Source organism: Mesorhizobium sp. J18 (assembly GCF_007829525.1).
Classification (GTDB): domain Bacteria; phylum Pseudomonadota; class Alphaproteobacteria; order Rhizobiales; family Rhizobiaceae; genus VLJP01.
In genome coordinates this window covers 1-15274 of record NZ_VLJP01000032.1, presented here as the reverse complement: position 1 = coordinate 15274, position 15274 = coordinate 1, and the positions used below count along the sequence as shown (strand labels likewise).

The 15274-nt window shown below is 60.4% G+C and carries 10 protein-coding genes and 1 tRNA gene; 8 read left to right on the top strand and 3 right to left on the bottom strand.

Going from position 1 to position 15274, the window contains the following annotated elements:
* Window positions 1–4: 4 nt before the first annotated feature.
* Together L598_RS12700 and wrbA are read right to left on the bottom strand one after the other, a co-directional pair.
* A tRNA-Leu gene (locus L598_RS12700) sits at window positions 5–89 on the bottom strand.
* Between the two features lie 262 nt (window positions 90–351).
* A complete protein-coding gene (wrbA, locus tag L598_RS12695) occupies window positions 352–951 on the bottom strand; it encodes an NAD(P)H:quinone oxidoreductase (protein ID WP_144862925.1) in 600 nt (199 codons plus the stop codon).
* Window positions 952–1117: 166 nt separating this feature from the next.
* Between wrbA and L598_RS12690 the strand changes: the two genes are divergently transcribed.
* The 8 genes from L598_RS12690 to L598_RS12655 all read left to right on the top strand — a co-directional run bounded on the left by L598_RS12690 (window position 1118) and on the right by L598_RS12655 (window position 14496).
* Window positions 1118–1858: a competence/damage-inducible protein A gene (locus L598_RS12690; RefSeq protein ID WP_144862923.1), complete on the top strand. Its 741-nt coding sequence runs from the start codon at window positions 1118–1120 to the stop codon at window positions 1856–1858.
* 179 nt (window positions 1859–2037) lie between these two features.
* Window positions 2038–2880: a universal stress protein gene (locus L598_RS12685; RefSeq protein ID WP_144862922.1), complete on the top strand. Its 843-nt coding sequence runs from the start codon at window positions 2038–2040 to the stop codon at window positions 2878–2880.
* Window positions 2881–2985: 105 nt separating this feature from the next.
* Complete coding sequence (gene gpt / locus L598_RS12680) at window positions 2986–3483, top strand: xanthine phosphoribosyltransferase (protein ID WP_144862920.1); 498 nt, start codon at window positions 2986–2988, stop codon at window positions 3481–3483.
* 119 nt (window positions 3484–3602) lie between these two features.
* Window positions 3603–4094 (top strand): NUDIX hydrolase, encoded by a 492-nt coding sequence (locus L598_RS12675; RefSeq protein ID WP_144862918.1) that lies wholly within the window; start codon window positions 3603–3605, stop codon window positions 4092–4094.
* A gap of 114 nt (window positions 4095–4208) precedes the next feature.
* Window positions 4209–5768 (top strand): inorganic phosphate transporter, encoded by a 1560-nt coding sequence (locus tag L598_RS12670; RefSeq protein ID WP_144862916.1) that lies wholly within the window; start codon window positions 4209–4211, stop codon window positions 5766–5768.
* A gap of 597 nt (window positions 5769–6365) precedes the next feature.
* Entirely contained in the window at window positions 6366–10196 is a 3831-nt protein-coding gene (locus tag L598_RS12665) for a vitamin B12-dependent ribonucleotide reductase (protein ID WP_144862914.1), read from the top strand.
* 532 nt (window positions 10197–10728) lie between these two features.
* Window positions 10729–13749 (top strand): autotransporter outer membrane beta-barrel domain-containing protein, encoded by a 3021-nt coding sequence (locus tag L598_RS12660; protein ID WP_210244992.1) that lies wholly within the window; start codon window positions 10729–10731, stop codon window positions 13747–13749.
* Window positions 13750–13758: 9 nt separating this feature from the next.
* A complete protein-coding gene (locus tag L598_RS12655; protein WP_144862912.1) occupies window positions 13759–14496 on the top strand; it encodes a DUF6065 family protein in 738 nt (245 codons plus the stop codon).
* 220 nt (window positions 14497–14716) lie between these two features.
* On the opposite strand, the gene L598_RS12650 is transcribed toward L598_RS12655, so the two are convergent.
* Window positions 14717–14914: a hypothetical protein gene (locus L598_RS12650; RefSeq protein WP_144862910.1), complete on the bottom strand. Its 198-nt coding sequence runs from the start codon at window positions 14912–14914 to the stop codon at window positions 14717–14719.
* Window positions 14915–15274: the final 360 nt, after the last annotated feature.

Here is a 15274-nt window from a genome sequence, read left to right as displayed (position 1 = left end):
TGATTGGTGCTGGCGACGGGACTTGAACCCGTAAGTCGCAAGACGGCGGATTTTAAGTCCGCTGCGTTTACCAGTTTCGCCACGCCAGCAGATTCCCGCCACCCCGGGCGGGCGTGCCGTTGTTAGCATTCAGTCCGCAACGGCGCCAGCCTCAGGAACGTGGTCTGTCGCGCCAGGTTATGATGGAATAACCGATCAACGCCAACACATAAAGCGCGAGCGACAAAAACGGCGTCACGTGGATCACAGCGATCAGTTCACAAGTGCCGTCCTGACATGTGCCCAACAAGCTGGCACAGGCCACAAAATAAAACGGGCGCCCGAAGGCGCCCGTTTCATGCCCGGCCGCCCTCAGCCGTGCAGCTTGCCTGCAATCTCTGCAAGCCGTTTGCCCTGGAATTTCGCACCCTCCAATTCCTGCTCGGAAGGCATGCGCGAGCCATCACCTTCGGTGGTGGTGGTCATGCCGTATGGCGAACCGCCGCGCACGACATCGTTGCCCATCTGACCCTGATAGGCATAGGACAGCGGCACGATGATCATGCCGTGATGCTGCAGCGACCATTGCGCCTGCACGATCGCCATCTCGGCGCCGCCATGCTGGGTCGAGGTCGAGGACATGACCGTCGCAACCTTGTTCACAAGCGCGCCCTTGGCCCAGAGCGGGCCCGTCTGGTCGAGGAAATTCTTGAGCTGCGAGGCCATCGCCCCATAGCGTGTCGAAAGGCCGAAAATGAAGCCGTCATAGTTCTCCAGCTCCAGCGGATCGGCGATCGGCGCTTCCTGGTCGAGCTTGTAGTGAGCGGCCTTGGCGACTTCCTCGGGAACGAGTTCGGGAACCCGTTTGATCGTCACGTCGGCGCCGGCTTCGCGTGCACCTTCGGCAGCGGCCTTCGCCATCGCCTCCATATGTCCCCAGCTCGAATAGTAGAGCACGAGTATCTTCGCCATCTGGCCTTTCTCCTTTTCCGCCGCTGCCGGCTGCTTCTTTCCGATCTATCCCGCCGTGCCCGCATTCTCAAACGCGGTGTCGGACACAGACCGTTCACCATTTGAAGACCATTGCCCTTGCCTGCGGGCGGGTCTATCTCGTCCGGGTCAGAGTGAGGAACGCGCGATGTCGGAAATTGTTACGGCCGGAATGCTGGTAATCGGCGATGAAATCCTTTCCGGCCGGACAAAGGACCGCAATATCGGCCATCTCGCGGATATGATGACTGCCGTCGGCATAGACCTGAAGGAGGTCCGCATCGTCGCCGATGACGAGGAAGCGATAGCCGATGCGGTCAACGCGCTGCGCAAACGCTATACCTACGTCTTCACGACCGGCGGCATCGGCCCGACCCATGACGATATCACCGCAGATTCGATCGCCCGTGCCTTCGGCGTGCCCTGCGAATACGATGCCCGCGCCTATGCAATGCTGGAGAAGCACTATGCCGCGCGCGGCATGGAATTCACCGAGGCGCGCAAGCGCATGGCGCGCATGCCTGTGGGCGCCGAGCATATCGACAACCCGATCTCGCTGGCGCCCGGCTTCCGCATCGGCAATGTCCATGTCATGGCCGGTGTGCCAGCCATCTTCCAGGCCATGCTCGACAACGTCATTCCGACACTAAGGACCGGCGCGAGGCTGCTTTCTGTCACTGTCCATTGCCCCTATCCGGAAGGGACCATCGGCGGCAGGCTCGGCGAGATTCAAAAGGCAAATCCGGAAACAATCATCGGGTCCTATCCGAAATATCAGGACGGCAGTTTCTGGACCGAACTTGTCATCCGCTCGCGCTCGCAGGAAACTCTGGATGCCGCCAAGGCGGAAGTGGAGGCCATGATCGCCGAACTTGCAGCCGAGGGCTAACCGCCGCCCACGGGCTGGAGCCAGGGCCAGATGTGTACGGCAGCTATCGCTGTAATCCTGGGCGATCTTGGTGTAGATTGCTGATCTGTCGGGTGTCCGCAAAACACTGAGCGGAACCAGCGCCTGCTTCCGCTTGTTGTCTTGCTGCGCCGCTTATCCTCAACGGTCAGGAGGATGCAATGACTTACAAGACCTTACTTGCCGTACTTCAAAGTGAGGATGATGCGCATCGGGTGCTCGATTTCGCCATCCCGCTCGCAGCGCGCCACTCCAGCCATCTCATCGGTCTTCATGCTGAAGCCTTGCCCATGGTCTATGCGACGCCCATGGGCGGGCCGGTGGTCGATTTCAGCATGGCTAGCGAGGAGGCCATGGAAACAAGGCTGCAACAGATGCGGGCATTGTTCACCTCCCGCGTCGAGCAGGAAGATATTGCCTTCGAGTGGCGCGGCATGGAGAATATCTCTGGCGATTCCTGCCTTTCCGCGCGGGAAAGCGCCCGTTCCGCCGATCTGGTGATTGCACAGCAGATAAATCCGGAGGCGCCGTCCCGCGCCGTCGGCAATGTCGAGATTCTGCTTTTCGAAACCGGCAGGCCGGTCCTTTTCGTCCCCTATTCCATCGCGCAGCCGCGACCGGAGTTCAAAAAGGTGCTGCTCGCCTGGAATGGAAGCCGGGAAGCGTCCAGGGCGGCCTTCGATGCGCTCCCCTTCATGAAGGAGGCGGAAAGCGTCGAGGTGCTGAGCGTCGATCCGAAGGACAGCTACAAGCAGGACGCCAGCGTCGCCGGGGCCGAGATAGCCGCCGCCCTCGCCCGTCATGGCGTGAAGGTCACCTACAGTTCCGAGGAATCGGGCGGCATGTCCCATGCCGAGGTCATAGAGAACCGTGTATCCGACACAGACGCCGACCTTCTGGTCATGGGCGCCTATGGAGGCTCGCGCCTGAAGGAGTTCTTCTTCGGCGGCGTGACGCGGACCATTCTGGAATCCATGCCGATTCCGACATTCATGTCGCGCTGAAGCGAGCCCCCGGCGGTAAAGCAGACTTGCGCTTTCCTCTCTTTTCCAGTTAATTCCGCGCGCATTCCAGCCGCGCCTTCGGCGCATTTTCGGAGTGCGAAAGCCATGTCCCTTCCCGAAAAAGCATTTCCGGTCTCATGGGACCAGTTTCATCGTGATGCACGCGCGCTTGCATGGCGGTTGGCCGGCATCAACGGCAAATGGAAGGCCATTGTGTGCATCACGCGCGGCGGCCTCGTTCCGGCTGCCATCATCTCGCGTGAATTGGGTATTCGCCTGATCGAAAGCGTCTGTGTCGCCTCCTATCACGACTACACAGCCCAGGGAGAACTTGTCGTCCTCAAGGAGATCACCCCTTCTCTTCTGGAAAATGAAGGAAAGGATGTCCTGATCGTTGACGACCTTACCGATACCGGCAAGACAGCGGCCATCGTGCGCGCCATGATTCCAAAGGCGCATTTCGCCACGATCTACGCGAAGCCGAAGGGACGCCCGCTGGTCGACACCTTTGTCACCGAGGTTTCGCAGGATACGTGGATATATTTCCCCTGGGACATGGGCTTCACCTATCAAAAGCCCATCTCGGAAGATCATCGCGGCTGATGGTTCGAAGCAGCAATTTCCTGCCTGATTTGATTTTTGGGCTTCGTAACACAAAATTAGCCGTGAAAAGCGAAAGTGAGTCGGCAGCCCTCTTGCCGTCTCCTGGCGGGAAATGAGCAATGCTGATCTCACACGGCACACGAAACACGATAACGGAACACATCCGGCGTCTTTTCGGCGGCAATCCCACCCGCATCCAGGCTGCCGCCCTGCCTTGGCGCAAGACCGGACGCGGCGTCGAGGTGATGCTCGTGACAAGCTGCGGAACCGGTCGCTGGGTCCTGCCCAAGGGATGGCCTGAAGGCAAGGAGCCGCTTCACAATGCCGCCGCGCGCGAGGCCGGAGAAGAGGCCGGCGTCAAGGGTGTGATCGGCGAAAGCGAGGTCGGACGCTATTTCTACGACAAGGAACAGCCAAGCGGCCTGCCCTGGCGCTGTGAGGTGCATGTCTTTCCCCTCGAGGTGGAGCGGGAGGCCAAGAAATGGCCGGAAATGAAAAAGCGTGTGCGCAAGTGGTTTCGTGCCGAGCAGGCGGCTAGTCTTGTCGATGAGCCTGATCTTGGCGAAATCATCATGCGTTTCGGCAATAATCCACGAAAAATTGCTGCCTGAGCGCGATCCTTTCGCCTCTTGGCTTGTTCTAGCAGCGGTATTTTCCTAATTCGACGCGGGCCGCACGCAATTTGGCCGCCGCAGATTGGGCTCAGGACCTAGAAGATGAAAGGCATGGCCGAGACAGCCGCTGACCCGCGCAAACGTACGCTAGACAAGGATCTCGACAAGCTCGTTCAGGTCGAGGAGGCTGCAAGCTTCCTGGCTCGCGGACTCGTGGCGCCGGGTCTCGGCCTCCTGTTCCTGGCGCTCGCGGCCGTTTTTGCCTCCGTCTATGTCGCTGGCGCTCCCGGTTCTCTGGTCATCATAGCGGCGGCGGCGATCGGAGCTTATATGGCGCTCAATATCGGTGCCAACGACGTCGCCAACAATGTCGGTCCCGCAGTTGGCGCCAAGGCTCTGACCATGGGCGGGGCGCTGCTGATCGCCGCGGTCTTCGAGACGGCAGGCGCTCTGATCGCCGGTGGCGACGTGGTCGATACGATCTCGAAGGGCATTATCGATCCCGCCGCCGTGGGCGACCCGGACGTGTTCATCCGCGCCATGATGGCGGCGCTCGTCTCCTCCGCCCTGTGGGTCAATCTCGCAACCTGGATCGGCGCTCCGGTCTCGACGACGCATGCGGTCGTCGGAGGCGTGGTCGGTGCCGGAATTGCCGCTGCGGGATTCTCCTCCGTCGACTGGTCCACGATGGCGGGCATAGCCTTGAGCTGGGTTATATCGCCCATAACGGGCGGCGTGGTCGCGGCGGCGTGCCTGGCTTTCATCAAGGACGCCATCATCTATCAGGACGACAAGATCACGGCGGCGCGCCGCTGGGTGCCCCTTCTGCTTGCCATCATGTCCGGTTCGTTCGCCGCCTATCTGGCCACCAAGGGGCTCGGCAAGCTGATCCATATCGGCCCGGCGATGACTGCTGTGATCGGCCTCGCCTTCTTCTTCGCTACCTGGGTGCTTGCCCGCCCTTTCATCCGCCGCCAGTCGGAAGGCATGGAAAACCGCAACCAGTCGCTGCGGCGTCTTTTCAACCTGCCGCTCATCGTCTCGGCGGCCCTGCTTTCCTTCGCCCATGGCGCCAATGACGTTGCCAATGCGGTCGGACCGCTGGCTGCGATCGTCTTCACGGCGCAGGCGCAAGCGGTCAGCGGCGAGGTGGCCATCCCCCTCTGGGTGATGATCATCGGGGCTCTCGGTATTTCGCTCGGTCTGATGCTGTTCGGCCCGAGACTCATCCGCATGGTCGGCGAGCAGATCACCAAGCTCAACCCGATGCGTGCCTTCTGCGTGGCGCTTTCGGCAGCCATCACCGTCATCATCGCCTCCGCCCTCGGTCTGCCGATCAGTTCGACCCATACGGCTGTCGGCGCGGTTTTCGGTGTCGGCTTCTTCCGCGAATGGTACACGACCCATTCCAAGCGCCGGCGGGCCTATCTGGAAAGGAAGGGCATCCGCCTGAAAGCCGAGCGCGAGGCGGTCGGTATTCTTTCGGATGTCTATTTCAATGAAGACGAGGCCGAAGAGGGCGAGAAGGCGGTATCACGCGAGGAGATCGCGAGGCGCAAGCTGGTCCGCCGCGCCCATGTGCGTACGATCGTCGCTGCCTGGGTGACGACCGTTCCCGCGTCCGCGGCTCTTGCCGCCGGCATATTCGTGTTCCTCGATCTTCTGACCTAACCCCCTGCTTCCCGTTCACTTGGCGCATAAGCCAGGCTATCCGTAGTCCCCGATATCCACATCTGTGACACACAAGATGTTGGGGTCACAAAACTTCTAAAAACGACTCCTTGACGGGCGGAAACGAGTCGCCTTTTATGGGCCATGCGCTTGAGTTTTGAGCGTGGGCCGGAAAGTCTGTAGCCCGGTCTTTTTTCCAGATTTGTTGTCGAGTTCCCGAGGGACTGCCTGCTTTCGACGGCGGGCAGGTAGGGATGTTTTTGTGCTATCACATCGGGTTGAGAGAGGGGTTTCTTGGTGGCGTAAACCAGCTGTTAACACTATATTTAGTGTTTGATGCGAGCATCGACACCAAATAATGTGAATTTTCTCCATGAGAGATGTTCACGAAGAGCGTCAGACGAGGGCCCGCCTGAGATCCGGTCGAAAAGCCAAAACGCCGTCTTGTGCGGCCTTGCGGCGGATCGGAAACAACGGTGAGGGAGAGCCGCTCGCCATCGGCGGGCGGTAGACGGCGGATCAGCATCGGCCGGTCGTGGAATCAACGAGGATTCTGGATCGTCAGGTGCTATATATAGGACTAAGAGGGACTGAAAAATGCGCATCGAACGTCGGTTCACCAGGGAAGGCCAGAGCCCTTATGCGGAAATCGCCTTCCGCAAGGCCACGAGCGAGATCAAGAATCCGGACGGCTCGATCGTCTTCCGGCTCGCCGATATCGACGTGCCGGCGCAGTTCTCCCAGGTCGCGAGCGACATCCTGGCGCAGAAATATTTCCGCAAGGCTGGTGTGCCCGTACGCCTGAAGAGGGTGGAGGAGAACGACGTACCCTCCTTCCTGTGGCGCTCGGTCGCCGATGAAGAGGCTCTGGCCGCCCTCCCCGAGGACGAGCGCTATGGCTCCGAGACCGACGCCCGGCAGGTCTTCAACCGCCTCGCCGGCACTTGGACCTATTGGGGCTGGAAGGGTGGCTATTTCGACTCCGACGCCGACGCGCAGGCCTTCATGGACGAGCTCTGCTACATGCTCGCCACCCAGCGCGTCGCGCCCAACAGCCCGCAATGGTTCAATACCGGCCTGCACTGGGCCTATGGCATCGACGGTCCCGGCCAGGGCCATTTCTATGTAGATCCCTTCACCGGCAAGCTTACCAAGTCGAAATCGGCCTATGAACACCCGCAGCCGCATGCCTGCTTCATCCAGGGCGTGGCCGACGATCTCGTCAATGAAGGCGGTATCATGGACCTGTGGGTGCGTGAGGCCCGCCTGTTCAAATACGGCTCCGGCACCGGCTCCAACTTTTCGCAACTGCGTGGCGAAGGGGAAAAGCTTTCGGGCGGCGGCAAGTCGTCAGGCCTGATGAGCTTCCTCAAGATCGGCGACCGCGCCGCCGGCGCCATCAAGTCGGGCGGCACGACGCGGCGCGCAGCCAAGATGGTGGTGGTCGACATCGACCATCCCGATATCGAAGCCTATATCGACTGGAAGGTGAACGAGGAGCAGAAAGTCGCCGCCCTCGTCACCGGCTCCAAGACGGTCAAGAAGCATCTGGACGCCATTCTCAGGGCCTGCGTCAATTGCGAGGCTGACAATGGCGACTGCTTCGATCCGCAGAAGAACCCTGCGCTGAAGCGCGAGATCCGTGCGGCCAAGCGCAATGCCGTTCCGGAGAACTACATCAAGCGTGTGATCCAGTTCGCACGCCAGGGCCACACCTCCATCGAATTCAAGACCTACGATACCGACTGGGATTCGGAAGCCTATCTGACCGTTTCCGGCCAGAACTCAAACAATTCCGTTTCGGTGAAGGACGATTTCCTGCGCGCTGTCGAGCGCGATGGTGACTGGAATCTCATCCGCCGCACCGATGGCAAGGTGGCGAAGACCGTCAAGGCGCGGGATCTGTGGGAAAAGATCGGCTACGCGGCGTGGGCCTCGGCCGATCCGGGGTTGCATTTCAACACGACCATGAACGACTGGCACACCTCGCCGGCCGCCGGTCCGATCCGCGCCTCCAATCCGTGCTCGGAATATATGTTCCTCGACGACACGGCCTGCAATCTCGCCTCGATCAACCTCCTGCCCTACCGTAATCCGAACGGCACGATCGACATCGCGGCCTATGAGCATACCGTACGGCTGTGGACCATCGTGCTCGAGATCTCGGTCATGATGGCGCAGTTTCCCTCGAAGGAGATCGCCAAGCTCTCCTACGAATACCGCACGCTCGGTCTCGGCTACGCCAATATCGGCGGTCTGCTGATGACCGCCGGCATCCCCTATGATTCGGACGAGGGCCGCGCGCTCTGCGGCGTGCTCACGGCGCTGATGACCGGCATCGCCTATGCCACTTCGGCGGAGATGGCTGGTCAGCTCGGAGCCTTCCCGGACTACGAGCGCAACGCGAAGAACATGCTGCGCGTCATGCGCAATCATCGCCGCGCGGCTTACGGTGTTGGCGGCGAAGGCATGGAAGATGCGTTGAGCAAACTTGGCGGCTACGAGGCGCTTGCCGTCAATCCCGTTCCGCTCAATGCCGGCCATGTCTGGCAGAAGGAACTTGTGGAGCATGCCCGCGCGGCCTGGGATCGCGCCATCGAGCTCGGCGAGAAGCATGGCTACCGCAACGCCCAGGCGACCGTCATCGCGCCGACCGGCACGATCGGCCTCGTCATGGATTGCGACACGACCGGTATCGAGCCCGACTTCGCCCTGGTGAAGTTCAAGAAGCTCGCCGGCGGCGGCTATTTCAAGATCATCAACCGCGCCGTGCCGGAGGCATTGCGAACGCTCGGCTATACGGAAAGCCAGATCGCCGAGATCGAGGCCTATGCCGTCGGCCATGGCAACCTGAACCAGGCGCCGGGCATCAATCCCGGCTCGCTCAAGGCCAAGGGCTTCACCGACGAGAAAATCGAGGCGCTGAACGCGGCTCTGAAGTCGGCCTTCGACATCAAGTTCGTCTTCAACAAGTGGACGCTCGGCGAGGATTTCTGCCGCGACGTCCTCGGCTTCACCGACGAGCAGCTCAATGACTTCTCATTCGAGATGCTGCCTGCCCTCGGCTTCTCCAGGAAGGACATCGAGGCCGCCAATATCCATGTCTGCGGGGCGATGACCCTGGAAGGCGCGCCGCATCTGCGGGAAGAACACCTGCCTGTCTTCGACTGCGCCAATCCCTGTGGCAAGATCGGCAAGCGTTACCTTTCGGTCGAGAGCCATATACGCATGATGGCTGCAGCTCAGCCCTTCATTTCGGGCGCTATCTCCAAGACGATCAACATGCCGAACGAGGCTACCGTCGAGGATTGCAAGAACGCCTATATGCTCTCATGGAAGCTGGGGCTGAAGGCCAACGCGCTCTATCGCGACGGCTCCAAGCTATCGCAGCCTCTCAACGCCTCGCTGCTTTCCGACGATGACGAGGAGGCGGACGACCTCGTGGAAGAGCTGGTCACCGCCCCCGCCGCGGCCCGCGCTGCGCAGGTGACGGAGAAGATCGTCGAGCGCATCGTCGAGAAGGTCGTGCGCGAGCGCGAGAAGCTGCCGAACCGCCGCAAGGGCTACACCCAGAAGGCAGTCGTCGGCGGGCACAAGGTCTATCTGCGCACCGGCGAATTCGACGACGGCCGCCTCGGCGAGATCTTCATCGACATGCATAAGGAAGGTGCCGCCTTCCGCGCCATGATGAACAATTTCGCTATCGCCATCTCGCTCGGCCTGCAATATGGCGTGCCGCTGGAGGAATATGTGGAGGCCTTCACCTTCACCAAGTTCGAGCCGGCCGGCATGGTGCAGGGCAACGACGCCATCAAGAACGCCACGTCCATCCTCGATTATGTCTTCCGCGAACTGGCTGTCTCCTATCTCGGCCGCCACGATCTCGCCCATGTCGACACGTCGGATTTCTCCAACACCTCGCTTGGCCGCGGTATTTCGGAAGGCAAGGCGACGCCCTTCTCCAAGGGGCTCTATCGCGGTGCCTCTCCGGTGAAGCTGGTCTCCAGCGCTTCCGAGCCAAAAGGCTTGGGCGGTTCCGGGCCGTCCGCCTCCCCAGCCCGCACCGCGCCGACCGCCTCTTCCGGCGGCTCGAATCTGCGCGCCATCTCTTCCGGCGCGACAGTCACGGCGCTGAAACCGGTCGTCGCCGAGTTGCGCGAGGAAGCCACCGCCTTCAAGCGCGACTATGAAGAGCGGGCGAGAGACTTCGAGGAAGAAGCCGAGGAAAGCGCCTCCGACGCGCTCTTCACCGATGCTGCGGCCAGCGAGGCGGCGGAAGCCAGGAAGGTGCAGGCCGAACGCCGCGCCCAGGCGGTGATGCAGGGCTATACCGGCAACATGTGCACGGAATGCCAGAATTTCACCATGGTGCGCAACGGCACCTGCGAGAAGTGCGATACGTGCGGGGCCACGAGCGGATGTAGTTGAGGCTTGGAGATGTGTGGTGGCTGACCCGCGAGACCAGCCCGCGACCCCACGTGGTTTATTGTGCTCTGAATCAGAGCGCCGGAATCGGCATGGTTTCGTTGCCAGTCTGTCACAGAAATCGCCTGGGACCGGGCTACGCTAGCCACGGTTCGCATAGCCTCGAATGACATTTGCAAATCCACAGGCCCACCGACACCGGGGGCCTGTTGCATGAAAGGCACTCCCGGTCCGGAATTTTTGACCACGGAACACCGTCGATTGACAGATTTCTGTCATCAAATATCGTCCGCACTTGCGGGCGGCTATGCACATGGGGGCTTCATGGCGCACGACCATTCACGTTTCGGTTGTGGATTTGCCACGCCTCCCATCTTGTCAGCGTGTTATTCGAACGTGCCGACTCCACATGGAAGACGGCATCGTCGACTGGTTCTGCGCCTTGTCAGCGTGTTATCCGAATGTGCCGACTCCGCATGGAAGGCGGCATCGTCGACTGGTTCTGCGTCATTTGCTTCTTCAGTCGGTGGCGTCGGTGGCGCTGCTTTGCCTGAGCAAGGACCCGGCGTTCGCGGATTGTATCATTGACGGCGACACCGTGACCTGCACCGGCAATTCCGGTGCTCTTCTTATTCCTCCGCCTCCCGGACCCTCGGTGACGGTGGACATATTTGATCAGCTCAATGGCGGCATAGCAATCACGGGGATACCGGAATCCTTCGTCACCAATAACGGACACATCAACGGCATTATCGACGTAACCGGCGGAACCGACTTCACCTTCGTACAGAACGGAAGCTTTGGCGGAACCTCGATCAACGCGAACAATGCCGGCACCAACTCAGTGATTGTCAATCCAGGTCACTCGGTCACGGACGTGACCATGGCCGGCGAGAACAACGCCATCGACAATAGCGGAATATTCAATACGAACCTGAACCTCACCGCGACAAGCCAGAACAGCATCATCAATCGGACCGGCGCGCAGATCAATCAACTCACCCTCAACGGCCCCAGTAACGCGATCGACAATTCGGGAACGTTCAACGGCACCATTCAATTTATCGTCGATGGCGCAAATAGGATCGAGAATCGGCCGAGCGGGATCATCAATGGCATCACGGCAACGACCGGAGTGTCGTCCGACCGCGTCTACAATGAAGGCACCGTGAATGGCAGCGTGTCGCTCGGCGCAGGCAACGACACCTACACCAATGTCGGAGCGACTGTGCGCGGCAATATCGACATGGGGGCCGGGCAGGACACGCTCTACATGAATGCCGGGCAGATCACCAGCCCGATCGACATGGGAGATGGCAACGACTGGGCCGCCGTGATCGGCGGAACCTTGTCATCGGATTTCCAGGCAGGTGCCGGCGCTGATACCTTCCATTGGGCGGATGGCACGATCATCGCCGGCGTCTATATGGGCGCCGACAACGACCATGCCATATTCTACAGTCTTGACCAGTCCCATCTGCCTGTCGGAGAGCGCATCGATGGCGGAACGGGCACGGACACGATGACTTGGCGGGGCACCACTGCCAGCGATGTCAGCCGTTTCGTCAATTGGGAGTTCATCGAGCTTACCCGCGACTCCGAGATGATCTTCTCCAATTACAGCACCCTGACAATGGGTGATTCCGGAACAGGAACAGGTACACTTACGATCGATTCGACCAGCACTGTTTCAGCAGGCAATGGCACGCATACAGTGGCCCCCTTCACTTCCGGCCAGCTCGTTCGCGTCGACAATGCCGGTGTGATCGACCTGACCAATTCCGGAGAGTCGACCAGCGACCGGTTCGTCGTGGGTGGCGAATATCTGGGGCAATCCGGCAATCTCAACCTGCAGACATTCCTGGGCACGGACAATTCTCCTTCTGACCAGTTGGTGATCCAGGGAAACGGGGCTCGCGCTGCAGGCAACACACTGATCAACATAACAAATGTGAATGGCCCCGGCGACCAGACGAGCGGCAATGGGATCAGGGTCGTGGACGCCGATCTCGCCAGCGGAGCAACCACCGACAATGGCTCCTTTGCGCTGGGCGGACGGGTCGCCGCAGGCATTTTTGAGTATCAGCTTTTTTACGGAGGCGTTGGTTCCGACGCTGAAGACAATGACTGGTATCTGCGTTCGCATGTGCTTGAGCCAATAGATCCTGGGGTTCCGCCAGCTCCTCCCCCACCTGCGCCACCCCCACCGGCACCGCCGCCTCCGCCTGCGCCGCCTCCGCCTGCGCCGCCTCCACCTGCGCCACCCCCACCGGCACCGCCGCCTCTGCCTCCGTTGCCGCCGGCACCGCCACCACCACCTCCCGCACCACCGCCGCCGCCTCCGACACCGACGGAGCCGCCTGTGTTGCTGCCGGCACCTGTACCTGAACTGCCGGCGCCGCCTCCGCCTTCACCGCCGCCGCCACCTCCCCCTCCGTTGCCGCCCGCGCCACCGGCACCACCTCCGCCCGCGCCGCCTCCACCCGAGCCGCCGGCACCGCCTGCACCGCCTCCGCCTGCGCCACCTCCACCTGCGCCGCCTCCGCCCGCGCCGCCTCCGCCCTCGCCCCCGGTGGACGTACCGTTGGTCCGCCCCGAAATACCGGGCTACACGGTTGCGCCAGCAGTTGCCCACCAGATGGGCATCGCCGCGCTTGGTACGTTCCATGAGCGGCAGGGCGACCAGTTTCTGCTGAACAATTACGGGACTGTTCCCGGAGCATGGGGAAGGTTTTTCGGCGAATCATACAAACAGGAATGGTCGACAAGCATCGGAGGACTGAGCTTCCAGCTTGATCCGAAGTTCGATGGCCATATCTGGGGACTACAGGTTGGCTTGGACCTTTTGGGTCAAGAGCATGACAATGGCAGCCAGGATCGCCTCGGCCTATTCTACACGCATACGGAAGCCAACGGTGATACGATCGGCAATACGCTGGCACGGCTCAACAGCAGGTCCGGCAAACTGGACATCAATTCCGATGGCCTGGGGATTTACTGGACGCATATAGGCTCTGCGGGCTGGTATATAGATGCCGTGGGAATGGTAACCTGGCTCGACGGCGATGCAGTATCGAATATGGGGGTCGGAGCAGATATTTCCGGCAATGCCATTCTGGCCTCTTTAGAGGGCGGCTATCCGTTTGCCTTGGGAAGCAACTGGACCCTTGAGCCGCAAGCTCAGCTGATATGGCAGCGCGTTGACCTCGACGATACTCGGGACCTGTTTTCGAGCATCGATTATGAGTCTTTCGACACATTAACGGGTAGGATCGGCTTGCGGCTGGAAGGCAATACGCTTCTCAACGGCATGCCTGTCCAGCCATTCTTCGATATCAACCTTTGGCACACCTTCTCTTCCGACTATACGGTGGAGTTCAACGACAGCGCTCTGAGAACTGGACTGGATGGCACTTCGCTGGAGCTTGGAGGAGGCCTTTCAGCGCAACTGACCGAAAATGTCAGCGCCTATGGGGCCCTGCACTATACGACTGGTCTGGATGGCAATGATAGTGAAGGCTTCGGCGGCAATATTGGTTTGCGCATCAGATGGTGATTTCGTCCTATGAAGGGACTTACCGCCTATGTCGTCGACGGCCATGAGCTGCGTATTCGCCCGGCACCGGTCGAGCGGGAATGGATGGACGATACCGATCAGCGGTTTGCCTATCGTTGTCTCCCGCTGAATATAGCGAATGCCCATGGCTGGGAAATCTTATGCACGACGGCATTTTCAGCTATTTGGGATGGTCGTCAGAGCCTCGACGCCGTCCGCGTCAGGACAAGACCGGCGAACGCCTCACCCCAGGCGATCAGCCATTTCGGCAGTGGAACGCTCACTTTCCACATTCCATGTCTCTTTCGGACCGAACCGGGGATCGACCTGTTTGTAACCGGACCGCTCAATCGGCCCAAGGACGGGATCGCTCCGCTCTCGGGAATCGTAGAGACAGATTGGTCACCCTATACGTTTACCATGAATTGGAAGTTCACGCGGCCGAACCAGAGGGTGCACTTCGAGATGGACGAACCCTTCTGCCATATATTTCCGATAGGAAGGGGCAGCCTTGAAACCGTGACGCCGACCATTCGCAAACTTTCGGAACTTCCGGACCTCGAACAAGAATTCAAAACGTGGTCGGAAAGCCGCAACGAGTTTAATGCTGACCTGTCAGACCCCGCTTCGAAAGCGGTCCAGGACAAATGGCAAAAGGCATATTTCAGGGGCGTGCACCCAACGGGTGCTCAAGGTCCTGAGGACCATCGCAGCCGACTGCGCCTGCGTCCGTTCAAGACGACATGAATACAAGAGCGCCCGTGAGAAATCCCGCATGAACCGTGAAGGCAGTTGGCAGCGAGGGCACCGTTGCCGAAAGGACTTCATATCGAAACGGGCTGCACTATTGGGGCCAGATCCCGTTGCATAAAACAAGTGTGGGTACTGCATTGGAAGGGCCGCGACTTGTCAATCGCCGATGCTTGCAGCAGCGCAATCATGCGGATCGATATCAGGTCCCGATCGTCTAAACACATATCTTGCCGAACTCACAATCCGACTTGATCATATGGGCCGGCGGGAGAGGCTGGTTCTGCGCGGTGCGTTCGCTCGCCTCCTCCATGAGCAGGCGCACGTCGTCGGCGCTCACGCCATCGCTTTTCATCACAAGCTGGATAATCGGATCGCTCAGCAGCGCTTCCAGCATCTCTCTGGCTTCGGCCATATGCCTTCTCCTTCAAACCCACCCGCAATGCACAGATAGGAATAGAAAGACGGCTCGCCAATGATGCTTTGACGGCTAGCTTGTGACGTGGAGGGAAAAAATCGGGCAGCACGGGGATAAATCCGCCGTCCTCTCCGCGCCAAGCCGTTGTCTCCCTTCACCATTCACCAGTCCCCATTCACCATTTCATCCCCGCCTTCCTAACCTGCGCTATCCTTGCCCCATCCCTTTCCGCGGGAAAGCGGATCGCGACGGCGATCCCGCGGGAAAGGGACCGGCGCCTCCGTCCTGCCCTCGTAAGGCAGGGCCGGGGAGGTTCCGTCCAAGGGTTCCCCTCCCGGTACTACGGCCGGGGCGTGC

Excerpts from the sequence above, each read along its gene's own strand:
- wrbA (WP_144862925.1), bottom strand. The coding sequence starts at position 951 with ATGGCGAAGATACTCGTGCTCTACTATTCGAGCTGGGGACATATGGAG.
- L598_RS12690 (WP_144862923.1), top strand. The coding sequence starts at position 1,118 with ATGTCGGAAATTGTTACGGCCGGAATGCTGGTAATCGGCGATGAAATC.
- L598_RS12685 (WP_144862922.1), top strand. The coding sequence starts at position 2,038 with ATGACTTACAAGACCTTACTTGCCGTACTTCAAAGTGAGGATGATGCG.
- gpt (WP_144862920.1), top strand. The coding sequence starts at position 2,986 with ATGTCCCTTCCCGAAAAAGCATTTCCGGTCTCATGGGACCAGTTTCAT.
- L598_RS12675 (WP_144862918.1), top strand. The coding sequence starts at position 3,603 with ATGCTGATCTCACACGGCACACGAAACACGATAACGGAACACATCCGG.
- L598_RS12670 (WP_144862916.1), top strand. The coding sequence starts at position 4,209 with ATGGCCGAGACAGCCGCTGACCCGCGCAAACGTACGCTAGACAAGGAT.
- L598_RS12665 (WP_144862914.1), top strand. The coding sequence starts at position 6,366 with ATGCGCATCGAACGTCGGTTCACCAGGGAAGGCCAGAGCCCTTATGCG.
- L598_RS12655 (WP_144862912.1), top strand. The coding sequence starts at position 13,759 with ATGAAGGGACTTACCGCCTATGTCGTCGACGGCCATGAGCTGCGTATT.
- L598_RS12650 (WP_144862910.1), bottom strand. The coding sequence starts at position 14,914 with ATGGCCGAAGCCAGAGAGATGCTGGAAGCGCTGCTGAGCGATCCGATT.